The organism is Thermomonospora echinospora (assembly GCF_900108175.1).
GTDB lineage: Bacteria > Actinomycetota > Actinomycetes > Streptosporangiales > Streptosporangiaceae > Thermomonospora > Thermomonospora echinospora.
Genome location: NZ_FNVO01000004.1, coordinates 214,753 through 237,670, shown reverse-complemented (window position 1 = coordinate 237,670; position 22,918 = coordinate 214,753). Strand labels below are relative to the sequence as shown.

At 72.5% G+C, this 22,918-nt stretch carries 21 protein-coding genes and 1 riboswitch; of the genes, 3 read left to right on the top strand and 18 right to left on the bottom strand.

Annotated features, from left to right (window positions below; translation table 11 throughout):
• Positions 1-257: 257 nt before the first annotated feature.
• The 3 genes from C4U03_RS11285 to C4U03_RS11275 are packed head-to-tail and all read right to left on the bottom strand — an operon-like array spanning position 258 to position 2,046.
• Positions 258-758, bottom strand: coding sequence for an RDD family protein (locus C4U03_RS11285; protein ID WP_103937680.1), 501 nt, complete (start codon positions 756-758; stop codon positions 258-260).
• An 8-nt stretch (positions 759-766) separates the two neighbouring features.
• Positions 767-1,492 carry an RDD family protein gene (locus C4U03_RS11280; protein ID WP_103937679.1) on the bottom strand — a complete coding sequence of 242 codons (726 nt, stop codon included), beginning with the start codon at positions 1,490-1,492 and terminating at the stop codon, positions 767-769.
• An 8-nt stretch (positions 1,493-1,500) separates the two neighbouring features.
• Positions 1,501-2,046: an amino-acid N-acetyltransferase gene (locus tag C4U03_RS11275; protein ID WP_200827194.1), complete on the bottom strand. Its 546-nt coding sequence runs from the start codon at positions 2,044-2,046 to the stop codon at positions 1,501-1,503.
• 109 nt (positions 2,047-2,155) lie between these two features.
• Positions 2,156-2,378, top strand: a riboswitch (cyclic di-AMP (ydaO/yuaA leader).
• Between the two features lie 5 nt (positions 2,379-2,383).
• On the opposite strand from C4U03_RS11275, the gene C4U03_RS11270 reads away from it, so the two are divergent.
• Positions 2,384-3,412 (top strand): C40 family peptidase, encoded by a 1,029-nt coding sequence (locus tag C4U03_RS11270; RefSeq protein ID WP_103937678.1) that lies wholly within the window; start codon positions 2,384-2,386, stop codon positions 3,410-3,412.
• Between the two features lie 232 nt (positions 3,413-3,644).
• Here C4U03_RS11270 and C4U03_RS11265 read toward each other — a convergent pair whose 3' ends face one another.
• The 12 genes from C4U03_RS11265 to C4U03_RS11210 all read right to left on the bottom strand — a co-directional run bounded on the left by C4U03_RS11265 (position 3,645) and on the right by C4U03_RS11210 (position 17,592).
• On the bottom strand, positions 3,645-3,875 hold the full coding sequence (locus C4U03_RS11265; RefSeq protein ID WP_103937677.1) for a LuxR family transcriptional regulator: 231 nt from the start codon (positions 3,873-3,875) through the stop codon (positions 3,645-3,647).
• Between the two features lie 904 nt (positions 3,876-4,779).
• Positions 4,780-6,276, bottom strand: a complete 1,497-nt coding sequence (gene lysX, locus C4U03_RS11260) for a bifunctional lysylphosphatidylglycerol synthetase/lysine--tRNA ligase LysX (RefSeq protein WP_103937676.1) — start codon at positions 6,274-6,276, stop codon at positions 4,780-4,782.
• 95 nt (positions 6,277-6,371) lie between these two features.
• Positions 6,372-7,160 (bottom strand): type III pantothenate kinase, encoded by a 789-nt coding sequence (locus C4U03_RS11255; protein WP_103937675.1) that lies wholly within the window; start codon positions 7,158-7,160, stop codon positions 6,372-6,374.
• Positions 7,161-7,175: 15 nt separating this feature from the next.
• Positions 7,176-8,033, bottom strand: coding sequence for a carboxylating nicotinate-nucleotide diphosphorylase (nadC, locus tag C4U03_RS11250; RefSeq protein WP_103937674.1), 858 nt, complete (start codon positions 8,031-8,033; stop codon positions 7,176-7,178).
• 106 nt (positions 8,034-8,139) lie between these two features.
• Complete coding sequence (locus tag C4U03_RS11245; protein ID WP_103937673.1) at positions 8,140-9,795, bottom strand: L-aspartate oxidase; 1,656 nt, start codon at positions 9,793-9,795, stop codon at positions 8,140-8,142.
• Between the two features lie 74 nt (positions 9,796-9,869).
• Entirely contained in the window at positions 9,870-10,289 is a 420-nt protein-coding gene (panD, locus tag C4U03_RS11240; RefSeq protein ID WP_103937672.1) for an aspartate 1-decarboxylase, read from the bottom strand.
• Positions 10,289-11,152 carry a pantoate--beta-alanine ligase gene (gene panC / locus C4U03_RS11235; RefSeq protein ID WP_103937671.1) on the bottom strand — a complete coding sequence of 288 codons (864 nt, stop codon included), beginning with the start codon at positions 11,150-11,152 and terminating at the stop codon, positions 10,289-10,291. Before panC ends, panD begins: the two co-directional genes overlap by 1 nt.
• Positions 11,153-11,207: 55 nt before the next feature.
• Entirely contained in the window at positions 11,208-12,119 is a 912-nt protein-coding gene (locus C4U03_RS11230; RefSeq protein WP_103937670.1) for a Rossmann-like and DUF2520 domain-containing protein, read from the bottom strand.
• Between the two features lie 99 nt (positions 12,120-12,218).
• A complete protein-coding gene (locus C4U03_RS11225) occupies positions 12,219-14,762 on the bottom strand; it encodes an ABC transporter permease (protein ID WP_103937669.1) in 2,544 nt (847 codons plus the stop codon).
• Between the two features lie 4 nt (positions 14,763-14,766).
• Entirely contained in the window at positions 14,767-15,546 is a 780-nt protein-coding gene (locus C4U03_RS11220; protein ID WP_103937668.1) for an ABC transporter ATP-binding protein, read from the bottom strand.
• 172 nt (positions 15,547-15,718) lie between these two features.
• The gene (locus tag C4U03_RS11215; protein ID WP_235017775.1) at positions 15,719-16,399 is read right to left on the bottom strand and encodes a response regulator transcription factor; all 681 of its coding nucleotides are present in this window, start codon (positions 16,397-16,399) and stop codon (positions 15,719-15,721) included.
• Positions 16,396-17,592, bottom strand: a complete 1,197-nt coding sequence (locus C4U03_RS11210; protein ID WP_103937667.1) for a sensor histidine kinase — start codon at positions 17,590-17,592, stop codon at positions 16,396-16,398. The genes C4U03_RS11215 and C4U03_RS11210 overlap by 4 nt, the downstream gene beginning before the upstream one ends.
• Before the next feature lie 102 nt (positions 17,593-17,694).
• Between C4U03_RS11210 and C4U03_RS11205 the strand changes: the two genes are divergently transcribed.
• Positions 17,695-18,699: an SAM-dependent methyltransferase gene (locus tag C4U03_RS11205; protein WP_235017773.1), complete on the top strand. Its 1,005-nt coding sequence runs from the start codon at positions 17,695-17,697 to the stop codon at positions 18,697-18,699.
• On the opposite strand, the gene C4U03_RS11200 is transcribed toward C4U03_RS11205, so the two are convergent.
• The 3 genes from C4U03_RS11200 to C4U03_RS11190 all read right to left on the bottom strand — a co-directional run bounded on the left by C4U03_RS11200 (position 18,696) and on the right by C4U03_RS11190 (position 21,676).
• Entirely contained in the window at positions 18,696-19,289 is a 594-nt protein-coding gene (locus C4U03_RS11200; RefSeq protein ID WP_200827193.1) for a Uma2 family endonuclease, read from the bottom strand. The two genes, C4U03_RS11205 and C4U03_RS11200, sit on opposite strands and share 4 nt — an antisense overlap.
• Before the next feature lie 124 nt (positions 19,290-19,413).
• The gene (locus tag C4U03_RS11195) at positions 19,414-20,955 is read right to left on the bottom strand and encodes a PH domain-containing protein (protein WP_103937665.1); all 1,542 of its coding nucleotides are present in this window, start codon (positions 20,953-20,955) and stop codon (positions 19,414-19,416) included.
• A gap of 43 nt (positions 20,956-20,998) precedes the next feature.
• Positions 20,999-21,676: a PH domain-containing protein gene (locus tag C4U03_RS11190; protein WP_103937664.1), complete on the bottom strand. Its 678-nt coding sequence runs from the start codon at positions 21,674-21,676 to the stop codon at positions 20,999-21,001.
• 76 nt (positions 21,677-21,752) lie between these two features.
• On the opposite strand from C4U03_RS11190, the gene C4U03_RS11185 reads away from it, so the two are divergent.
• On the top strand, positions 21,753-22,910 hold the full coding sequence (locus tag C4U03_RS11185) for an NADH-quinone oxidoreductase subunit D (RefSeq protein ID WP_103937663.1): 1,158 nt from the start codon (positions 21,753-21,755) through the stop codon (positions 22,908-22,910).
• The last annotated feature ends 8 nt before the right edge of the window (positions 22,911-22,918 follow it).

Genomic DNA, 22,918 nt, shown 5'->3' with positions numbered 1-22,918 from the left:
TACCACCTTAACGGGGCGGCCCCAACCGCCCCGGCACCATCGATTAGCCCCAGGGTAACGACACTAACCCCTGCGAGGGCTACGGAATGAGGTGGGGCCGTCAGGCCCGGTGGCATCGGCCTTCCGCGCGCCCGCGGGGGGCCGGCGGCGCGGCGCGGCCACGAAATCCGCAGCGGCCCACGGCGGCGGGTGGTTATCGCCTCACCGGCACCGGATAGGGCAGAAAAGTACCGGGACCCGCGGAGCCGCCGCCAATGCTAAACACCGCCGTCGGGCACCACCTCGGGCCGCGCCTCGGGCTGCGGACGGCGCACCACGAGGGTGCCGGCGAGCCGGTCGTGCAGCGTCTGCCGCCGCGTCCCCTCCAGCAGCAGCCCCGCGTTCGCCACCCAGAACAGGCCGGCCGCCACCCCCAAGAAGGGCACCGGCCGGGCCGCGATCGGCAGCGCGTACGTGGCCGACCGCAACAGCGCCCGGCCGAGGCCCAGCCCCCGGCCGTCCCGCCGGGGCTCGGCCACCACCTCAATGCCCGCGAAGCGTTTACCGAGCGTACGGCCCCACAGGGCGAGCTGGACCCACTCGTAGACCAGCAGCAGACCCGCCAGGATCGGCACGGTGACCAAGTCCGCCGTCGGCGGGGACAGCCCGACGGCCTCCGAGCGCGCCACCAGGGTCACCGGCAAGCCCACCACGAGGGTGTCCACGACCCTGGCCACCAGCCGCTGTCCCGGCTCCGCCAGCGCGCCGTCATCAGGCATGAACGGATTTATTCGTCGTAGTGGTAGTGGTCGTCCTCATGGCCGACCCGGTCGTCGACGACGACCGTGTGGGCGAAGCGGTCGTGCATGGCCTGATGGAGCGGCTGGTCCCAGATCGCCCACAGATAGGCCATCAGCATGCCGATCGTCACCAGCAGCAGCCCGTAGGCGGCGTACTCCCAGACCATCACCGCCAGGATCAGGAAGAAGAACAGGCCGAGCTGGTAGCCGATGTTGTTGATGGCCGCCCGCCAGGCCGCCTGGGAGACCGGCATCGCCTGGCCGTCCACCCGCACCACGCTCATCCCGAGCACACGCTTGCCGAGCGTCTGGCCCCACATCGACAGCTGGACCGCCTCGTAGAGGAAAGGCAGGATCGCCAGCACCACGAACAGCGTCGTGATGATCGGCCAGTTCCACACTCCGCCCTCGGTGCGCGTCTTGCTGCCCGGCGCGTCCAGGCCGATCACGCCGAACGCGATCGGCAGCACAAGCGCGAATCCGAACACCGCCACCAGGGCGTTGTCCATCAGCCGGGCGGCGGCCCTGCGGTGAATGGGGGCCAGCGGCAGGTCCGTGGCCACCGGGTCGTGATAACCGCCGTATGCCCCGGTCCCCTGGTGCGCGGGCGCCTGCCACTGGCCCTGTGCGGGCGGCCGCTGCCACTGTCCGGGAGGGCTGCCGCCCTGCCAGTGCGGGTTGTACGGTTGCCCCCCGCGGTACGGGTCGCTCATCGCTACGGTCACTCCTCCAGGCGAAGCAGCATCCTGGTGTTGCCCAAGGTGTTCGGCTTCACGCGGTCAAGGTCGAGGAACTCGGCCACGCCTTCGTCATAAGAACGCAAGAGCTCTTCGTACACCTCGGGCGACACCGGTGTGCCCAGAATCGGCCGGAAGCCGTGACGCGCGAAGAACTCCACTTCGAAGGTAAGGCAGAAGACCCGTCGCACGCCGAGTTCCCGGGCGGTTTCCAACAGCCGGCTCACGATACGGTGCCCGATGCCCCGGCCGCCACATCGCCCGTCCACCGCGACCGAGCGGACCTCGGCCAGGTCCTCCCACATGACGTGCAGCGCGCCGCAGCCGACGACGCCGAGCTCGGCGTCGTCGGCGACCCAGAACTCCTGAACGTCCTCGTAGAGGGTCACGGTCGACTTCCGCAGCGTCCGCCCGTTCCCCGCATAGGTGTCGATATACCGGCGGATCACCGGGACATCGGCCGTCCGCGCCCGCCTGATCGTGACCTCCACAAACAGCTGAGCGTATCGGTCCGCGGCACTACCGGTCATATCGCCCGCCCCGATACGGTCCGTGTCGGCGAGCTGCGACTTCCCGGGTTCCGGTTGGCATCGCCCGCAGACTTCGTTAGTCTCCCTCGCTGACGTCAGCAGCGAGTAAAGCGCTGAACCGCCGAGTCCGCGGGCGCAGCCGGCGTCCGAGGAACCGGGGACCCATCTTCAATTCCCCTGGGCAGGCAGGAGCAGAGCGGCTCCGTCGGACCCAATGGAGGGTGCTCCCGGGGTGAATCCGTTCCGGCGCGTCTCCGACGCGCCGGCCGCGGTAGGGCTGCTCCTTGCCCGAACCCGTCAGCTAACCCGGTAGGCGGACCAGGAGAGGAGACACCGAGTGGAGTCCACCCGCCCCGAACCCGATCCGGTGACCTCCCGGACGGGCCGGCCGGCCGGACGGCGCCGCGGGCGTCCCACGCGGAGCCGGGCGCGGGCCGCCCTGCTGACCGGGGCCGTGCTGGCCGCGTCGGGGCTGCTGCCCGCCGCGCCGGGGCACGCCGACCCGGACCCCTCCACCAAGGAGCTGACCAGCCAGGCCCACAAGCTCGCCGACCGGCTCGAACAGCTCACCGAGCGCTACAACGGCCTGAAGGTGCAGTTGTCGCAGGCGCAGCGGGCCGCCAAGGTCGCCGCCGCCAACGCCGCCCGGCAGGAGGAGGCGCTGGAGTCGGTCCGGGAGAAGGTCGGCAGCCTGGCCGCCACCAGCTACATGCAGAACGGCGTGGATCCGGCGGTGGCGCTGGCGACCGGCGGCGACCCGCAGGCGCTGCTCGACCAGGCCGCCACGCTGCGCTACTTCGCCGAGCAGGACGGCACCAAGGTGCAGGGGCTGGTGCAGGCCATGCAGGCCGCCCAGCGCGCCCGCAAGTCCGCTGAGGACCGCGCCGAGCAGGTCACCAAGCTGCGCACGCAGCTCGATGACCAGCGCGAGGAGGTCACCGAGCTCTACGAGAAGATCCGCGGCAAGATCGTCAAGCGGGATCCCAGCGCGCTGGCGGACCTGCCGGTCATCGGCACCGGCAAGGCCGCCCAGGCCCTGCGCTACGCGATGGGCAAGCTGGGCCGGCCGTACGTGTGGGGGGCCGCGGGGCCGAGCACCTTCGACTGCTCCGGGCTGACGATGTGGGCCTACAAGCAGGTGGGCATCAACCTGCCGCACTACACCGGCAGCCAGTGGAACGCCGGCACGCACATCTCCCGCAGCCAGCTCAAGCCGGGGGACCTGGTGTTCTTCCACTCCGACCTGCACCACATGGGGATGTACGTCGGGGACGGCAAGTTCATCCACGCGCCGCAGACCGGTGACGTGGTCAAGATCTCACCGCTGGACGGCCGTCCGTACGCCGGAGCGGTCCGCGTGGCCTGACACCGGGCGCGTCCGGCCGGACTGGGAGGGGGCCAGGCCGGCTTTCCCGGCCCGGCCCCCTCCGACGTCCGTGGCACGCCGCCGTTCGACGTCACGCCCCCGTGTTCCGACATGACGTCACGTCGTACGCCGATCGATGCCCGCCGTACGGCGATGCCCGCGGAGTGCGCCGGGGATCCCACCGCCGGTGCGCACGCCGGCATCGCATGCGCGCCTGCGGCGCTCGCGGATCCTAGATCAGCTGCCTCCGGGCCGCCCACACGACGGCCTCGATGGGGGTGTTCACGTCGAGCCGGTCGCAGATGGTCCGCAACCGCCGTCGCAACGTCCGCGCGCTCAGTTCCAGCCTGCGTGCCGCGACGTCGGCGGTGACGCCGCTGGCGATCTGGGCGAGCAACCGGATGTCATCCTCACTCAGGCGCGGCTCGTCGGTGCCGCGGCGTGCGAGTGTGGCCTGTTCCACTCCGTCCTCCCTCGTCCGTGGTGATGACCGCGGGGATGCGGCGCTGTGCCGCACAGGTACGGGTAGGCCTGGATCGGTACGCGCTTGGTTGCGGGGTGAGGGAGTGTCGACCGGCCCACAACAGCCGACGGTCGCGCGTATGGGGGTTGTCGGAGACCGGCCCACCGGTCTCCTCGCCGTGCCGGTGCGCCGGGAGAGGCGATGGTCGCCCGGGTGGCCGAATTCGGCCGATGCCCTTGAGAGGTGGCGCACAGGGGGAGGCATGGGTAACCATTCAGGAGTCGGCCCGCACCAATCCGGCTCGGCCCACCGGCCGCCGGACGTGCCCCGAACGGGGTTCGGCATCTGCCGGACCCTCCGGCGAGTGCTGCCACGAACGCCGGGACGGGGGGAAACATGTCCGGAATGGGTCATGATCGAGCCTCTTCCGCCCATCCCTTCTCATGTCCCCGACCATCCGGCAGCGATGATCGTGAATCGTTATGGTGCGCTACGGCACGGAACGCTAGGCGGCCAGGTCTGGACCGTCAAGCGCGTAAAGATAACGGTGCGTAGGCATATGTGCATCCGCAGTCACGCCCCGTCTATCATTTCCCGCGGCCGGCTCGTTGACCTGCGGGAACGGCCCGGTTCCAGGGGGTGACGGCCCTGTGCGGGGCGGTGTCCACCGGATCACGGAGGGGGCCGGAGGCCGGAGTTGGGACCTTTACGAATGTCCCAAAATAGTCAAGTTTCGTGACCGAAGCGGGTAGAGCGGTTTACTCCGCTCTACCCCGCAACGGTCGCGCGGACCCGGTGGAGAGGATCTTGCGGCCCCTTCGGAAGGTTCCAACCCGCTATTTCGGACATCGGTGTCCGGTGAGCGGACGCTCCGGGCGCGTTACCGGGCGCCCGGCCGCCGCCCTCACTCCGGCCGGACGAGCGGGAACAGAATCGTCTCCCGGATGCCCTTGCCGGTGAACGCCATGATCATCCGGTCGATGCCGACGCCCACCCCACCGGTCGGCGGCATCGCGTACTCCAGCGCGCGCAGGAAGTCCTCGTCCAGTTGCATGGCCTCCGGGTCGCCGCCCGCGGCCAGCAGCGACTGCTCGGTCAGCCGACGGCGCTGCTCGATCGGGTCGACCAGCTCCGAGTAGGCGGTGCCCAACTCGGTGCCGAAGCCGATCAGGTCCCACTTCTCGGTCAGCAGCGGCTCGTCGCGGTGCTGGCGGGTCAGCGGTGAGGTCTCCAGCGGGTAGTCCATCACGAAGGTGGGCTGCACCAGGGTGTGTTCGACCAGCTCCTCGAAGATCTCCTGGACGATCCGGCCCTGTCCCCACTTGGGGTCCCACGGGATGTCCCGGGCGTCGGCGTGCTTGCGCACCTGGTCGATCGGGGTGTGCGGGGTGATCTCCTCGCCGAGGGCCTGCGACACCGCGCCGTACAGGGTGATCCGCGGCCACTCGGGCAGCCCCAGGTCGACCTCCTGCCCGTCGTGGTGGACCACGGTGGTGCCCAGCGCGGCCACCACGGCCCGCTGGTACATCCGCTGGGTCAGCGTCGCCATGTCGTGGTAGTCGAGGTAGGTCCCGTACGCCTCGAGCATGGTGAACTCGGGGTTGTGGGTGGAGTCCGCGCCCTCGTTGCGGAAGTTGCGGTTGATCTCGAAGACCTTGTCGATCCCGCCGACCACCAGCCGCTTGAGGTACAGCTCGATGGCGATCCGCAGGTACAGGTCCATGTCGTAGGCGTTGATGTGGGTGACGAACGGGCGCGCCGCCGCCCCGCCGTGGATCGGCTGCAGCATCGGGGTCTCGACTTCGAGATACCCCTCCTCGTGCCAGAAGTCCCGCACCGCCCGCACGGTGTCGCTGCGCAGCCGGGCCATCCGCCGGGCCTCGTCGTTGACGATCAGGTCCACGTACCGCAGCCGCACCCGGGCCTCGGGGTCGGTCAGCCCGGCGTGCTTGTCCGGCAGCGGGCGCAGGCACTTGGCGGTGATCGCGTAGCTGTCGGCCATGATGGACAGCTCGCCGCGCCGGGAGCTGACCACCTCGCCCTGCACACCGATGTGGTCGCCGAGGTCCACGTCGCGCTTCCAGGCGGCCAGCGCGTCCTCGCCCACCTTGGCCAGCGACAGCATCACCTGGATCTCGCCGCTGCCGTCGCGGATGGTGGCGAAGCACAGTTTGCCGGTGTTGCGCAGCAGCATGACGCGCCCGGCGACGCCGACCCGTTCGCCGGTCTCGGCCCCCGGCTCCAGGCCCGGGTGGCGTTCGCGCACCTCGGCGAGGGTGTCGGTCCGGGGGAAGTTCACCGGGTACGGGTCGATTCCGGCCTCCCGGAGCCGGTCGAGCTTCTCCCGGCGCACCCGCATCTGCTCCGGAAGGTCGTCGTAGTCCTGCTGCTGCTCACTCACGCACGTCAGGCTACCGACCCCGTTCGGCTGCCCGCGAACGACTCCGCGGGCCGCCGAGCGTGTCCGGCCGTACGCCGCCGGGAGCGGCGGACGGGTCAGCTGCCGCCAATGTTGCGCTCGTAGATCAGGCGCAGGCCGATCAGGGTGAGCCAGGGCTCGAAGACGTCGATGCTGCGGGCCTCGTCCAGCACCAGCGGGGCCAGGCCGCCGGTGGCGACCACGGTCAGGTCGTCGGGGTTGGCGGTCAGCTCCTCCGACATCCGGTCCACCAGCCCGTCCACCTGGCCGGCGAAGCCGAAGATGATGCCCGACTGCAGGGCTTCCACGGTGTTCTTGGCGATCACGCTGCGCGGGCGGGCCAGCTCGACGTTGTGCAGTTGGGCGCCGCGGGCCGACAGCGCGTCGATGGAGATCTCGATGCCGGGGGCGATGGCGCCGCCGACGTACTCGCCCTTGGCGGAGACCGCGTCGAAGGTGGTGGCGGTGCCGAAGTCGACCACGATGGCGGGCCCACCGAACAGGTGGATGGCCGCCAGCGCGTTGACGATCCGGTCGGAGCCGACCTCCTTGGGGTTGTCCATGCGGACCGGGACGCCGGTCTTGACCCCGGGCTCCACGATCACGGCGGGCACGTCCCCGTAGTAGCGGCGGCACATCTCCCGCATCTCGTGCAGCACCGAGGGCACCGTGGAGCACAGCGCGATGCCGCTGATGTCGGTGTCGGCCAGTAGCGGGCTCTGGCTGATCAGGCCCTGGAAGACGACCGCGATCTCGTCGGCGGTGCGCCGCGCGTCGGTGTTGATACGCCAGTGTTCGATGACCTCCTCGCCCTCGAAGAGGCCAAGGACGGTGTTGGTGTTACCGACGTCGATGGTGAGCAGCATCAGGTCCCCGCTGATTCAGGAAAAGTCAAGGCCGATGTCGAACGCGGGCGCCGAGTGCGTCAGCGCCCCCACGGCAAGGTAGTCCACACCGGTCACGGCGACGTCTCGGGCCTGCTCCAAAGCGAGCCCGCCGCTGGCCTCCAGCTCGGCCCGGCCCGCCACCAGGCGCACCGCCTCGGCCAGCTCGGCGGTGCTCATGTTGTCGAGCAGGATCGAGGTCACCCCGACCGCCAGGGCCTCGGCCACCTGCGCGAGGGTGTCGCACTCCACCTGGACGTGCAGGGACGGGTACATGTCGCGGACGGCCTGGTACGCCTTGGTCACCGAGCCGGCCGCGGCCACGTGGTTGTCCTTGATCAGCGCGGCGTCGTGCAGGCCCATCCGGTGGTTGACGCCGCCGCCGCAGCGCACCGCGTACTTCTGCAGGGCGCGCAGGCCGGGCAGGGTCTTGCGGGTGTCACGGACCCTCGCCCCGGTGCCCTCGACCGCGTCGGCCCACCGCCGGGTGAGGGTGGCGACGCCGGACAGGTGGGTGAGCAGGTTCAGCGCGACGCGCTCGGCGCGCAGCACGGCGCGGGTGGGGCCGGTGACGGTCATCAGCACCCGCCCGGCGGCGACCCGGTCCCCGTCGGCGGCGTGCAGGGTCGTCTCCAGGCCGAGCAGCCCGCAGACCACGGCCGCGACGGGCAGCCCGGCCACCACCCCGTCCTGGCGGGCGGTGAACGCCCCGGTGGCGGTCTCCTCCGGCGCGAAGATCGGCTCGCTGGTGACGTCCACCTCACCGTCCTCGGTCAGCGCCGTCCGTGCCAGGTCCGCTACGGCCCGGGGATCGAGCCCCGCACCCGCCAGCAGCCCCTCAAGCTCCGGTGTCATCGATGTCCTCTCCCCTTCACGCTCCCCGCCCCGCTGATCTTGACGCCGTCGTGCTCCGAACGCGATTCCGGCAACGCCGGCGTCGGGAGCCGCGCAGGTGCGGCGGTCACGGTGCCGGTTCCGCCGCGACCGGGCGGTCCAGCGGTTCGAACCTCGTGGTGAGCCGGCCGCCGGCCGAGCGCGTCACCAGGTGCCCCAGCCAGCGGGCGTCGTCCCGGTCGGGGTGGTCCTCCCGCCAGTGGCTGCCCCGGGTCTCCTCGCGCCGCCGGGCGGCGGCGACGATCGCGGTGGCCACCGCGTGCAGGTTGGTCGCCTCCCACGCCTCGACGCAGGGCTCGGCGCCGGTCTTGTCGCCCAGCGCGGCCAACTCCCGCTCGGCGGTCTCCAGGCCCTGCGCGTTCCGCAGCACTCCGACGTACGTGGTCATGATGCGCTGGACGTCCTCACGTACCTCCGGCTGCAGCAGCCCGCCGTCGTCGTCCGCCGGGACGTCCAGCGGCGAGGGGTCCGGGCCCACGGGGATGGCGGCGGCTATGCGCTCGCCGAAGACGAGGCCCTCCAGGAGGGAGTTGGAGGCCAGACGGTTGGCGCCGTGCACTCCGGTGCAGGCGGTCTCGCCGCAGGCGTACAGGCCGGGCACCGAGGTGCGGCCCCAGGCGTCGGTGCGGACGCCGCCACTGGCGTAGTGCGCGGCGGGCACCACCGGGATGGGCTCGGTGACCGGGTCGATGCCGTGGTCGCGGCACTTGGCCAGGATGGTCGGGAAGCGGCGCTCCCAGGTCGGGGCGCCCAGGTGGCGGCCGTCCAGGAAGACGCAGGACGCGCCGGTCTCGCGCATCCGGCTCATGATGCCCTTGGCGACCACGTCGCGGGGGGCGAGTTCGGCGAGGTCGTGACGGCCGACCATGAAGCGCTCGCCGGAGGCGTCCACCAGGTGCGCGCCCTCGCCCCGCACCGCCTCGGAGATCAACGGCTGCTGGCCGCCGGCGCCCTCACCCAGCCACAGCACGGTGGGGTGGAACTGGACGAACTCCAGGTCGGTGACGGCGGCCCCGGCGCGCAGCGCCAGCGCCACCCCGTCGCCGGTGGACACCTCGGGGTTGGTGGTGGCCGAGAACACCTGGCCGAGCCCGCCGGTGGCCAGCACCACGGCGTTCGCCCGGACCGCGCCGACCCCGTCCCGCTGCCCCTCCCCCATCACGTGCAGAGTGATCCCGGCGGCCCGGCCGGCACCGTCCAGCAGCAGGTCCAGGACGAGGGCGTGCTCGATGACCTCGATCCCGGCCTGCTTGCGGGCGGCCAGCAGGGCGCGGCTGATCTCGGCGCCGGTGGCGTCGCCGCCCGCGTGCGCGATGCGGCGGCGGTGGTGGCCGCCCTCGCGGGTCAGCGCCAGCGCGCCGTCGGCCTCCCGGTCGAAGTCGGTGCCCAGGTCGATCAGCCGGCGCACCGCGTCCGGGCCCTCGGTGACCAGGGTGCGGACGGCGGCCGCGTCGCACAGGCCCACCCCGGCGGTGAGCGTGTCGGCCAGGTGCGCCTCGGGGCTGTCGCCGGGCGCCAGGGCGGCGGCGATCCCGCCCTGCGCCCAGCGGGTCGAGCCGGCGTCCAGCAGGGCCTTGGTGACCAGCAGGACACGGCCGCCGCCCGCCCGCCGACCGGCCACGGCCAGTGCGGTGACCAGCCCGGCGATGCCGGAGCCGACCACCACCACATCGGTGTCCACCGTCCAGCCGGGGGCGGGCGCGCGCAGACGTCGAGGGATCATCTGCCCTCCTCGGGGTTTTTCGTCACTATGACATTAACCGGAGGAGGGCATCGCTCGTTCCCCGGGGTGGCGGGTCAGCCGACCGGGAGTTCGTCGCCGCGGCGCTGGTCGCTGCCGGGGACCGGCTCGGCGGGGTCACTGCCCAGGGAGACGATGCGGTTCGCGCGGTCCACGTGCACGACCCGGGGTTCGAAGGAGCGGACCTCCTCCTCGCTCATGGCGGCGTAGCTGATGATGATGACCAGGTCGCCGGGGCTGACCAGGTGGGCGGCGGCGCCGTTGATGCCGATCACGCCCGAGCCGCGGGGCCCGGCGATCACATAGGTCTCCAGCCGGGCGCCGTTGTCGATGTCCACCACGTGGACCTGCTCGCCGGGCAGCAGGTCGGCGGCGTCCAGCAGATCCGCGTCGATGGTGATCGATCCGACGTAGTGCAGGTCGGCCTGGGTGACGGTGGCGCGGTGGATCTTCGACTTGAACATCGTGCGGAACATCAGCTCTCCCGGGGCTCGATCGCGAGGGGAACGTTGTCGATCAGGTGGGTGGTGCCGACCTTGCCGGCGACCACCAGCACGGCCTCACCGGCGTGCGACTCGCCGACCGGGTCGAAGGTGGCCGGGTCGACCAGTTCGAGGTAGTCCAGGGCCAGCGGCGGATCGGCCTCGACCGCCTCGTCCAGGACGTCGCGGGCGGCCCGCAGGACGGCCGCCGGGCCTTCACCGGCCGCGGCCTCGCCCGCGTACAGGGCCCGGGACAGCGACAGGGCGGTCTTGCGCTCGGCGTCCGACAGGTAGCGGTTGCGGCTGGACAGCGCCAGGCCGTCCGGCTCGCGCACGGTGGGGCCGGACACCACGCGCACCGGCAGGTCCAGGTCGGCGACCATGCGGCGGATCAGGGCGAACTGCTGGGCGTCCTTGGCGCCGAAAACCGCCACGTCGGGGCGGACCTGGTTGAGCAGCTTCAGCACGACGGTGAGCATCCCGTCGAAGTGGCCGGGGCGGGCGGCGCCCTCCACGACCGTGCCCATGCGCCCGGAGCTGACCCTGACCTCGGGATCGGCCGGGTACATCACCTCGACGGCCGGCGCCCACACCAGGTCCACGCCCTCGGCCGCGCACGCCTCGACGTCGGCCGCGAACGGCCGCGGGTAGCGCTCCAGGTCCTCGTGCGGCGCGAACTGCAGCGGGTTGACGAAGATGCTCACCGCGACCGTGTCGGCCAGCTCCCGCGCCCGGCGGATCAGCGACCGGTGCCCCTCGTGCAGCGCACCCATCGTCGGCACGAGCGCCAGCGTGCCGGTGACCCCGGAACGGGCGGCGGCCAGTTCCTCACGGGTCCGGGCGATGACCGGTGTCATGGCAGGTTCTCCCCTTTCACCCATGGCGACGACCACGGGGGACGGCAGGACGGGGTCAGGAGTCGGCCAGCACTTCCAGCAGCCGCTCGGCGTCCTCGGGCTTGAGCAGGCCGGCGGCCAGGGCCCGGTCGGCGGTCAGCCGGGCCATCGCCACATAGGCGCGCACGCCCTCGGGCGAGACCTTCGCCAGCTCCTCGATGTGCCCGGCGACGGTGCCGGCGTCGCCGCGGGCCACCGGCCCGGTCAGGCCGCTCATCCCCAGGCGCAGCCCGTTGTCGAGCGCGGCGCCCAGCAGCGGACCCAGCATCGCGGCCGGGTCGTCCACCCCCGCGGCGCGCAGCAGGTCCATCGCCTCGACGACCAGGGTGACCAGGTGGTTGGCGCCGCCCGCCAGCGCCGCGTGGTAGAGGGTGCGGCGCTCCTCGGGGATCCACACCGGCTCCCCGCCCATCTCCACCACCAGCGCCTCGGCGACCGGCCGCAGCGGCTCGGGGGAGGTCACCCCGAACGAGATCCCGGCCAGCCGGTTCAGGTCGTCGGGACGGCCGGTGAAGGTCATCACCGGGTGCAGCGCCAGCGGCAGCGCGCCCGCCCGCGTCACCGGGTCGAGCACCCGCGTCCCGTACCGGCCGCTGGTGTGGACGATCAGCTTGCCCTCCACCGGGACGCCGGTGACGACCAGCCCGGCGGCCAGTTCGGGCAGCGCGTCGTCCGGGACGGTCAGCAGCACCAGGTCGGCGGCGGCCACGACCTCCTGCGGGGTGGCCAGGGCGGCGCCGGGCAGCCGTTCGGCGGCGCGGCGGCGGGAGGCCTCGGAGACCGCGGTGGCGGCGGTCACCCGGTGACCGGCCAGCGCGAGCGCCGAGCCGAGCGTGGCGCCGACCCGTCCCGCGCCGACCACGCCGACCGACAGGCGGGCGGGGCGGTCCTCGGGCGCGGCCGGTGACGGCACGGCATGTGGATCCATCGTCGTTCCAGTCCTCAGTGGGGTACCGGACGGTCTCGCACAGGGTACCCCCTGGCGTCCGCCGCCGTACCCGGGGGCACGGCGGCGGACGCGAGGTGCTCAGCCGTGGCTGAGGGACTCCACGACGGACGTCCTGGCCGCCCGGCGGGCCGGCAGCACCGCGGCCAGCAGGCCGGCCAGCCCGGCCAGCGCCATCAGGCCGACGATCTGGCCGTACGGGAGGGCGAAGACCGAGGAGTCGGCCATCGACTCGGTGGCCGCCCAGCCGAACGCCACGCCGAGCACCACCCCGGTCAGCGCCCCGATGATCGCCATGATCACGGCCTCCACGGACAGCATCAGCCGCAACTGGCCGCGGGTGATGCCCAGCGCGCGCAGCAGGGCCGACTCGCGGGTGCGCTCCACCACCGACAGGCTGAGGGTGTTGGCGATGCCGAACAGCGCGATGATCACGGCCAGCCCCAGCAGCCCCCCGAAGATCATGAGCATGGTGTCGAAGGCGCTGGTGAACTGCTCCTTGACCGCGGTGGCCGAGGTCGCCTTGACGGTCGGGTAGGGCTGGGCGACCTGTTCCACCGCCCGCAGCGCGCGCTCGGGGTCGGTGCCGGGACGGACGTTGACGTAGATCGTCCAGGGGCCCTTGGCGCCGAAGTACCGGGTGAAGTCGCTCTCGGGGACCACGTACGACGACAGCGAGGTCTCCCCGCCGAACACGGCCACCACCTTCAGCGGCACCTGGCCCCGTCCGGTCCCGATGCGCAGCGTGTCACCGACCGCGAGGCCCTGGTGCTTGGCGATCGTCTCGTTCACGGCGACGGTCCCCGTCTTCAGGTCGGCCAGCGAGCCGCTGCGGACCGGAGGCTTGAGCAGCCTGCCGAAGGCGGCCGGGGTCGCCGTGCCGACCTCGACTTCGTCGCCGCCGACCCGGGCCTCCTGCCGCCGCATCTCGACCACGCCGGTCAGCTCGGACCGCGCGCGCAGCCCGGCCGCCAGCGCCGGCGGCAGCTCGGGGTCGGTCTGCGCGCTGCTGAACTGCGTGTGCAACTGGAAGTCGACCGGGAACTGTTCCTCCAGGTTGGCGACCACGGTGGCCTGGCCGCTGGCCGCCACCACCGCGAACAGGCTCATCAGGCCGACCCCGATGGTCAGCGCGATGGTGGTGGTCGCGGTGCGGCGCGGCGTACGGCGGGCGTTGGCCACCGCCAGCCGTCCGGGAACGCCCGTCAGCCGGGCGGGCAGTGCGCCGGCCGCTCCGCCCAGGGGGCGCACCAGCGCGGGCATCAGCGCGATCACCGCCAGGAACAGCAGGGCACCCCCGGCCGCGACCACGAACATCGCGGTCTCGCCCTTGTCCATCGACAGCGAGCCCAGCAGGGCCAGCCCCACGCCCAGCACCCCGAACAGCACCGTCAGGATCCGGCGCGGCCAGCCCAGCCGGAACCGCCCGCCGCCCGGCTCCAGTTCCGACCGCAGCGCGGCGACCGGCGCGATCCGGGTGGCCGCGCGGGCCGGCAGCAGCGCCGACAGCACGGTCACCACAATGCCGACCGTCAGCCCGACGGCGACGGCCGTCGGGGTCAGGGTGAGCCTGTCGGTGGGGATCTCGGCGTTCATCCCGCCGACCAGCGCCAGCAGCCCCGCCGCCAGCACCACACCCAGCGCCAGCCCGGCCAGTGAGCCGGCCAGGCCGACCACCGCCGACTCCAGCAGCACCCCGCCGAACACCTGCCGGCGGGTCGCGCCGACACAGCGCAGCAGCGCCATCTCCCGCATCCGCTGGGCGATCAGGATCGCGAACGTGTTGTAGATGACCAACGCGGACACCAGCATCGACACCACACCGAAGATCAGCAGCCCGGTACGGATGATCTTGGTGTCGGCCCCCGCCGCGTCCGCCAGCCGGTCGCCCAGCGCCCGGCTGGTCAGCACGTCGTACCGAGCGCCGGCCACCGCGGCGACCGCGTCCCGCAGCGCGGCCTGGTCACCGCCGAGCACGTCGATCTCGACGGGGTCGCGCTCGCCGGTCATCCGCACGGCGGTGGCGGGGGTGAAGCCGACCCCTCCGTAGAACCCGACCTCCGAGTCGACCCCGAAGTCGGCCAGGCCGGTCAGGGTGAACCGGTGCTCGGCGCCCTTGGCGTCCAACACCCTGATGACGGCGCCCACCTTGAACCCGTTGCGCTTGGCGGTCCGCTCGTCCAGCACCGCCTCGTCCGGCGCCACCGGGGCCTTGCCCGCCACGATGTCATAGCGCTGCAGCGGGCCGTCGGTGACCGACAGGCCGCGGGTGGGGCTGTCTCCGTAGACCTTGCCGTCCTTGCCGATCAGCGGGGCCTCGCCGCGGACGAGTCCGTGGACCGCCGTGACGCCCGGCAGCGCCCGGATCTTGGTGAGCAGGTCCGCCGGCACCCGGTCGCCGCCGGGGCCCTCCTCGGGCAGCACGTCCACCTTGCCCTTCTTGGGCAGCACGGCCACGTCCACCTTGCTCGCCGACCCGGCGAACTTCTTGTCGATGCCCGCCTGCATGGTGTCGGTGAGGACGAACGTGCCGGCGATGAACCCGACGCCGAGCATGATGGCCAGCCCGGTCAGCATCAGCCGCAGCCGATGCGCGCGCACCCCGGCCAGGGAGACCTTCAGCACCGCCTCAGCCCCCCAGCGCCTTGAGCTGGTCGAGCACCGCGTCCGGGGTGGGCCGCGCCAGCTCGGAGACGATCCGCCCGTCGCGCAGGAACACCACCCGGTCGGCGTAGGAGGCCGCCACCGGGTCGTGGGTCACCATCACGATGGTCCGGCCCATCTCGCGGACCGAGGACCGCAGGAAGCCCAGCACCTCGGCCCCGGAGCGGGAGTCGAGGTTGCCGGTGGGCTCGTCGGCGAAGATCACCTCAGGCCGGGACACCAGCGCCCGCGCGCAGGCCACCCGCTGCTGCTGGCCGCCCGACAGCTCCGCGGGCCGGTGCGAGAGCCGGTCGCGCAGCCCCACCACCTCCACCACCTGGTCGAACCAGTCCCGGTCCGGCTTCTTGCCGGCCAGTTCCAGCGGCAGCAGGATGTTCTGCTCGGCGGTCAGCGTGGGCACCAGATTGAACGCCTGGAAGACGAAGCCCACCCGCTCACGGCGCAGCAGCGTCAGCCGCCTGTCGCCCAGCCCGGTGATCTCCACCTCGCCCAGCGTGACCCGCCCGGAGGTGACGGTGTCCAGCCCGGCCAGGCAGTGCATCAGGGTGGACTTGCCGGACCCGGACGGCCCCATGATCGCGGTGAAGGCGCCCTTGGCGAAGGACACGCTGACCCCGCGCAGAGCGTGCACCGCCGCGTCCCCGGACCCGTAGACCTTGGCGACCTCGGTGGCGACGACGGCGGGCGGGGCCGGCGGCGCACCGGCGCCGGAACCCGGTGGTACGGGGGTGAACGTGCTGGTCACGGTGGACTCCTCGATCTGCTTCGGTGATCGGGATCCACGCTAGGGACGGCCGTTCCCGCCGTCGTCGGCCCTGCGTCCACGGTCGCCGTGCGCGTCGCGGGCTACCCGCCCGCCGCCGTACGACCTGAGTCGTACCCCCGCGGTCAGCCCCCGGTGCGACCCGCGCCCGGGGTCAGCCGTCGTTGTGCTGCCCGCTCCTGACCAACCCCGTCTCGTAGGCGAAGACCACCGCCTGGACCCGGTCGCGCAGCCCCAGCTTGGTCAGGATCCGGCCCATGTGGGTCTTGACCGTCGCCTCCGAGACGTACAGCCGTCCGGCGATCTCGGCGTTGGACAGCCCGCGGGCCACCAGGTTCAGTACCTCGCGCTCGCGCCCGGTCAGCGTCGCCAGCGCCCCGTCGGCCACCTGCTGCTCCTTGTCGGGCAGGTGCACCGCGAACCGGTCCAGCAGCCGCCGGGTGGTGCTGGGCGCCACCACCGCATCCCCCGAGTGCACCGCCCGGATCGCCTCGATCAGCTGGGCCGGGCCGGCGTCCTTGAGCAGGAACCCGGCGGCCCCGGCCTTGATCGCCGCGAACGCGTACTCGTCCAGGTCGAAGGTGGTCAGGATGATCACCTTGGGCTGCCGGTCCGGCGGCAGGGCGCCGATCCGCCGGGTGGCCTCGATGCCGTCCATCCGGGGCATCCGCACGTCCATCAGCACCACGTCCGCCGTGACGGCCCGCAGCGTGCCGGCGACCTGGGCACCGTCGGCCGCCTCGGCGACCACCTCGATGTCGGGCTGGGCGTCCAGCACCATGCGGAACCCGGCGCGCACCAGTTCCTGGTCGTCGACCAGCATCACCCGGATCACGTGCTCCTCGCCTCCTCTCGCAGCGGCAGCCTGGCCACGACCTCGAAGCCGCCGCCCGCACGGGGCCCGGCCCGCACGCTGCCGCCGTACACCGCGGCCCGTTCCCGCATCCCGGCCAGCCCGTGGCCGAGCCCGTCGTCGCGGGCCGCCGCGCCTCGCCCGTCGTCGGCGACCGTCACCTCGATCGCCTCGTCACCGTAGTGCAGCCGCACCCGTGCGCTCGCCCCGGGACCGCCGTGCTTGAGGGTGTTGGTCAGCGACTCCTGGACGATCCGGAAGATCGTCAGCTGCATCCCCGGGGGCAGCTCCACCGGGACGCCCTCCACCCGGAAGTCCAGCGGCAGCCCGGAGCCGCGGATCTGCTCCACCAGGTCGGTGAGCTGCGCCACGCCCGGCTGTGGGGCGTAGGAGCCGGCGTCGTCCCCCTCCCGCAGCACGCCGAGCAGCCGGCGCATCTCCGCCAGCGCCAGCCGGCCGGTGGCCGAGATCGCCTCCAGCGCCCGCCGGGCCCGCTCGGTGTCGGTCTCGATCGCGAACGAGGCCCCGTCGGCCTGCACGACGATGACGCTCACGTTGTGCGCCACCACGTCGTGCAGCTCGCGGGCGATCCGCGCCCGCTCGGCCGCCATCGCGATCTGCACCTGGGTGTCGCGCTCGCGTTCCAGCCGGGCCGCCCGCTCCTCCAGCGAGCGCAGGTAGGCCCGCCGGGTGCTGATGTAGACGCCGAGGATCCAGACGCCGGCGACCACGGCCGACAGCATGACGACCGTGTACTTGCGGGCGCCGGGCTCCACCGTGTACCGCAACGCCGCCAGCACCGCGCCCAGCTCACCGATGAGGCCCGCGGTCACCATCCACCGGAACGAGCAGTTGGCCGCCACCGTGTACATGGCGATCAGCACGCCCATGTTGGCGAGGATCACGGTGACGTCGAACAACCACTGGCCGAACGACACCGCGGCGATCCACAGGAACACCTGCACCGGCCAGCGCCGCCGCACCACCAAGGGCAGCAGCAGGCCGGCCACCAGCGCCGCGTACACCGGCTCGGGGATCGGGCCCGCAGGGGCGCCGTGGGGCGGAGCGGTGTAGGCGGAGACGCTCAGGACCGAGACGAGCAGCAGCGGCGCGACGAAAACGAGATCGACCAGCGCCTTATGGGCACGCCACCACGCCCATGCTCTCCTGACCATGGGGTTCAGAGTACGTTCGGGCCGTGGACGGCCCATCAGACCTAGGTCGGACGACCCCTACGACCTGCGGTTGGGAGTAGCGTCCCAGTCGTGGAGCGGTGGGTGACGTGGCGAACGGCGATGCGGCAGGCCCTCTATGGCGAAGGAGGCTTCTACCGCCGGGGTGAACGGCCCGCTGCGCACTTCCGCACCTCCGTGCACGCCTCGCCGCACTACGCCGAGGCGCTCGCCCGCCTGTTGGCCCACGTGGACGAGGCGCTGGAGCATCCGCCCCGGCTTGACCTGGTCGACATCGGCGCGGGCTGCGGCGGGCTGATCACGCGGATCTTTGAGACGGCCGCCCCCGGCCTGGCCGGACGCCTCAACCCCGTCGCCGTGGAACTGGCCCCCCGCCCCCCGTCCATCCCCGGCCCGATCGCCTGGCGCACCTCGCTGCCCGACGCCATCACCGGCCTAGTCATCGCGAACGAGTGGCTGGACAACATCCCGCTGGACGTGGTGGAGCTGACCCCCGACGGGCCCCGCACAATCCTCGTCGACCCCACCACCGGCGCCGAACGCCCCGGCCCCACCCCCTCCGAGGAAGACCTGGCATGGCTGGACCGCTGGTGGCCGCTGAAGGACCCCGGTGACCGCGCCGAGGTCGGCCATCCCCGCTGCGCCGCCTGGTCGGCCGTGCTACGGCGCCTGGAGCGAGGGCTGGCCGTCGCCGTCGACTACTCCCACGTCCGCGACGCCCGTCCCGCCTGCGGCACGCTGACCGGCTACCGCGACGGCCACGCCGTCCCGGCCGTACCGGACGGCTCCTGCGACATCACCGCGCACGTCGCCCTCGACGCCTGCGCCACCGCCGGCACCGGCTCGGGCGCCACCGCCTCGTCCCTGACCACCCAGCGGCAGGCCCTGCGCGCCCTGGGCCTGACCGGGATCCGCCCACCGGTCGCCCTGGCCCACCGCGACCCCCGCGGCTACGTGGCCGCCCTCTGCCGGGCCGGGGAGGAGGCCGAACTGATCGACCCGACCGGCCTGGGCGGCTTCGGCTGGCTCGCCCAGACGACCGGCATCCCCCTGCCGGACCCCCTGGCCGCCGCCGGTCGGTGCGGCTAGTCGAGTTCGGAGGTGTCCAGGGTGAACGAGAACGGCTCCGGCAGGTCCAGCGGCTTACCGAAGATCACCTGAGTCACCTGGAGGTAGTCCTCCTTGCCCGCGTCGCTGCGCGGCTCGCTGAACAGGCTCACCATGCGCCGTTCGCGGTCGATCAGCAGGTAGAGCGGGATGCCGCCCTTGGCGTAACAGTGCCGCTTGTCCCTGCGGTCCCCGTCCGGACGCGAACTCGTCACCTCGACGACGAGGGCCACTCCCTCAGGCTCCATCCACGGGTCCGCCTCTCGGAGGAGGTCCAGTTCGTGGGGAATGAAGACACCGTCAGGAATGATGTGGTTCTTCGGGCACCGACCACCACGCCTCAGCTTCAGGCCCTTGTGGCCGGAGTAGTCCATCCGCGCAGACGAGTGCAGGGTCACCTGGCGTACTAGACACCAGAGATCCATCTCATGGGCACCGCCGGGGGGTGGCGACACGACGATCTCTCCCTCTATCAGCTCGGCCCGGAACCCTTCGGGGGTCTCCAGGTCGTGGAAGCTCTCGAGGAGGATCTCGGCGGCCCGTGTCGGCGGCTCGTGCACCATGGCGGTCATCCCCACACCTCGTCTCCGCGTTGGCTTCCAGCATACGGACCATGCTCTTGACACTCCGGCAACCAGATCGAGTAATGGAGACACTACGCCAGGTAATTTCCGTTCGTCTGGGGAACGGACGAAATCAGCGGGCCCAGCGGGTGGGGTCGGAGCCGCCTTGGGCGCGGGCCAGGCGGGCGCGTTCGGCGGTGGACTCGACGATCAGGCGGGCCTCGTCCAGGTCGCGGTCGGCGGCGGCGACCCGGACCGGGCCGGGCGGCGCGTCCACGTGGACGGTGCCCAGGCCGAACAGGCGCTGCAAGGGGCCCGAGGTCAGCCGGACGCTCTGTGCCCGGGCGTGGGCGATCACCTCGGTCCGGCGGCACAGCATCCCGCGGCGGGCCACGAAGATCACCTCATCGGTGCCGGCGGCGGCGAACCGGTCAGGCGACAGGCCCTTGGAGGCGGCCGGCAGCAGCCGTACCGAGTCGACGCCGGCGCCCGGGAAGACCTGCGCCACCAGGGCGACCGCGACCGCGCGCGGCGCCACCGGCAGCAGCACCGACGACAGCGCCTGGCGCTCGCCCGCGTACCCGGCGACCGTGACGTCCACCCGCGCCCATCCGCGCTGCCGCCACAGCACCGGCTCGACGATGCTCACCGCCTGCACCCGGCCCGGCGGAACGGTCTGCATCCGGGTCTCCAGCAGGCCGTAGCGCAGCCGCAGGCCGTCCGGCGAGGTCGCCACGGTGAAGTTGCCGTACATCACCAGCGGGGCGATCACCGCGCGGATCAGGCCCAGCAGGGCGGGGATCGCCGCGCCGAGGACGCCCGGCTCCAGGAACAGCACGCCCGTGATCAGCAGTGCGCAGAACAGCAGCCCGGTGCCGATCACGGGCAGCCTGATCAGCAGCGAGCCGAACAGGGCGCCGAACGGCACCCGCCAGAACGGCCGTTCCGGCGCCTCGGGGGTGTGGCCGGGCAGTCCCGCGGCGCGGGCGAGCAGTTCGGCGCGCAACTGCTGGGCGGCCCCGCGCCCCAGGCAGCGCAGCGTGATCTCGTTCCGGTCGCCGCCGGCCAGTTCCACCCGGACCTCGGCCAGCCCGGTGATCCGGGCCATCAGCGGCCGGACCACGTCGATGGCCTGCACCCGCGACAGCGGGATCAGCCGCCTGCGCTTGCGCAGCAGCCCGGTCTCCACGGCCAGGTCGTCGCCGGCGATCCAGAACCGCAGCGCCAGCCACCCCCAGACGCCGACCGCCACGGCGGCGATCGTCATCGGGATGGACACCAGCGCGAACCGCCGGACCGCCGCCGGCTCCATCAGGACGACCTCGTCGCCCCGCTGCGTCAGCAGCAGCGGGAAGCCCAGCAGGACGAAGTAGACGACCAGGAACACGAACGCCCGCAACAGCGCGGTGGCCGGATGCAGCCGGTGCACGCCCTCGGAGAAGCGGACCGGCGGCGGGCCGTACCCGTACGGCCCGAGCCCCGGCGGCCGCTGCCCCGGTTGGGCGGGCGGACCCGGTGGCCCGGACGGACCCGGTGGCCCGTACGGGGACGGCGGCCCGTACGGGGACGGCGGCCCGTACGGGGGTCCGGACGACGGTCCAGATGGCGGGCCGGACGGCTGCGGGTACGGGCCGGGCGGCTGATAGGGGCCGGGCTGCCCGTAGGGACCGGTCATCGGGACGCCCTCCACCGGGTGAACGCCGTTGCGGTGCTCGCCGTCACAGGCCCACGTTCCTCGCCTCGCCCTTCTGCGCGAGCCGGTCGCGCAGCCGGGCGGCCTCGTCCGCGGGCAGGCCGGGGATGCGGGCGTCGGTGGCGGCCGCGGCGGTGTGCAGCCGTACGGTCGCGACGCCCATCCACCGCTCCAGCAGCCCGGCGGTCACGTCGACGAACTGCATCCGCCCGTACGGGACGACCACCAGCCGCCGAACGAACACCCCGCTGGTGACCACCAGATCGTCGGGGCGTTCGGCATACCCCAGCGACCGGTACGCCAGTTCGGCGACGATCCAGCCCAGCCCGCAGCACGCCACCACCAGGACCAGCCAGAGCACCACCCCCAGAGTCCCGCCGCCCTGCGACACCCACAGAGCCCCGACGAGCGCGGCCGGCACCGCGCCGAGGACCATCACGATCCGCCGGTGCCACGGCAGGCGACGGGACACCCGGCTCCAGCCGAGCCCGCTCGGCGGCCCGAACGCCCCGCCGTCCGGCCCCGGAGAGTGCCCGTAGGAGGGGTTCGCGGACGGCCCGGACCCGGGCTGCGGGGGTCCGGCGGCCGGGGTGCCCGGCTGGGCATACGGCGCGGGCGGCGCGGGCGGCGGCCCTGAAGGGCGGCCATGGCCCTGCTCCGCCGGGGAGGGGCCGGGTTGCGGCTGACCGAGGGGCACGTTCATCGTGCGCCCAAGTCAACCCGAAGCACCGTGAATCCCGCGACCCTCCGCCACGGAATGAGGTGGCACGATAGTGAAAGTGAGCACCCAGGAGACCGTACGCACCGTCGGGATCGGGGCCGGGGCCAAGGAACTGGCCACCGAGGACATGACCCTCAACATCGGCCCGCAGCATCCCTCCACGCACGGCGTGCTGCGGCTGCGGCTGACGCTGGACGGCGAGCGCATCTCCAGGGCCGAGCCCATCGTGGGGTACATGCACCGCGGCGCCGAGAAGCTGTTCGAGGTCCGCGACTACCGGCAGCTCATCGTGCTGGCCAACCGGCACGACTGGCTGTCGGCGTTCGCCAACGAGCTGGGCGTGGTGCTGGCGGTGGAGCGGATGCTCGGCATGGAGGTGCCCGAGCGCGCCGTGTGGCTGCGCACCCTGCTGGCCGAGCTGAACCGGGTGCTCAACCACCTGATGTTCCTGGGTTCCTATCCGCTGGAGGTCGGGGCGATGACCCCGATCTTCTACTCGTTCCAGGAGCGCGAGCAGTTGCAGCGGGTGATGGAGGAGATCTCCGGCGGCCGGATCCACTACATGTTCAACCGGGTCGGCGGGCTGAAGGAGGAGCCGCCGGCCGGCTGGACGGACCGGGCCCGGCGGGCGGTCGGCGAGGTCCGCGGCCGGATGGGGCGGATCTCCGACCTGATCATGGGCAACGAGATCTTCCGGGCCCGCACCCGGGGGGTGGGGGTGCTGTCGCCCGAGCAGATCCGCCAGTACGGGGTGTCCGGGCCGATCGCCCGCGCCTCGGGGGTGGACTTCGACCTGCGCCGCGACGAGCCGTACCTGGCCTACTCCGAGCTGGACGTACGGGTGGTCACCCGCACCGAGGGCGACTGCCTGGCCCGCTTCGAGTGCCTGCTCGACCAGGTGCACGCCTCGCTGGACCTGGCCGACGCCTGCCTGGACCGGCTGGCCGAGCTGCCGCCGGGCCCGATCAACCAGCGGCTGCCCAAGGTGCTCAAGGTCCCCGAGGGCCACACCTACGCCTGGACGGAGAACCCGCTCGGCATCAACGGCTACTACCTGGTCTCGCGCGGCGAGAAGACCCCGTGGCGGATGAAGCTGCGCTCGGCGTCCTACAACAACGTCCAGGTGCTCACCGAACTGCTGCCCGGCAACCTGGTCGCCGACATGATCGCCATCCTGGGCTCGATGTTCTTCGTGGTCGGCGACATCGACAAGTGACGCGTGAC

Coding starts and splice junctions, on each gene's coding strand:
- C4U03_RS11285 (WP_103937680.1), bottom strand. CDS start 758: ATGCCTGATGACGGCGCGCTGGCGGAGCCGGGACAGCGGCTGGTGGCC.
- C4U03_RS11280 (WP_103937679.1), bottom strand. CDS start 1,492: ATGAGCGACCCGTACCGCGGGGGGCAACCGTACAACCCGCACTGGCAG.
- C4U03_RS11275 (WP_200827194.1), bottom strand. CDS start 2,046: ATGACCGGTAGTGCCGCGGACCGATACGCTCAGCTGTTTGTGGAGGTC.
- C4U03_RS11255 (WP_103937675.1), bottom strand. CDS start 7,160: ATGCTGCTCACCATCGACGTCGGTAACACCAACACCGTCCTTGGCCTC.
- nadC (WP_103937674.1), bottom strand. CDS start 8,033: ATGACACCGGAGCTTGAGGGGCTGCTGGCGGGTGCGGGGCTCGATCCC.
- C4U03_RS11245 (WP_103937673.1), bottom strand. CDS start 9,795: ATGATCCCTCGACGTCTGCGCGCGCCCGCCCCCGGCTGGACGGTGGAC.
- panD (WP_103937672.1), bottom strand. CDS start 10,289: ATGTTCCGCACGATGTTCAAGTCGAAGATCCACCGCGCCACCGTCACC.
- panC (WP_103937671.1), bottom strand. CDS start 11,152: ATGACACCGGTCATCGCCCGGACCCGTGAGGAACTGGCCGCCGCCCGT.
- C4U03_RS11230 (WP_103937670.1), bottom strand. CDS start 12,119: ATGGATCCACATGCCGTGCCGTCACCGGCCGCGCCCGAGGACCGCCCC.
- C4U03_RS11210 (WP_103937667.1), bottom strand. CDS start 17,592: ATGGTCAGGAGAGCATGGGCGTGGTGGCGTGCCCATAAGGCGCTGGTC.
- C4U03_RS11200 (WP_200827193.1), bottom strand. CDS start 19,289: ATGACCGCCATGGTGCACGAGCCGCCGACACGGGCCGCCGAGATCCTC.
- C4U03_RS11195 (WP_103937665.1), bottom strand. CDS start 20,955: ATGACCGGTCCCTACGGGCAGCCCGGCCCCTATCAGCCGCCCGGCCCG.
- C4U03_RS11190 (WP_103937664.1), bottom strand. CDS start 21,676: ATGAACGTGCCCCTCGGTCAGCCGCAACCCGGCCCCTCCCCGGCGGAG.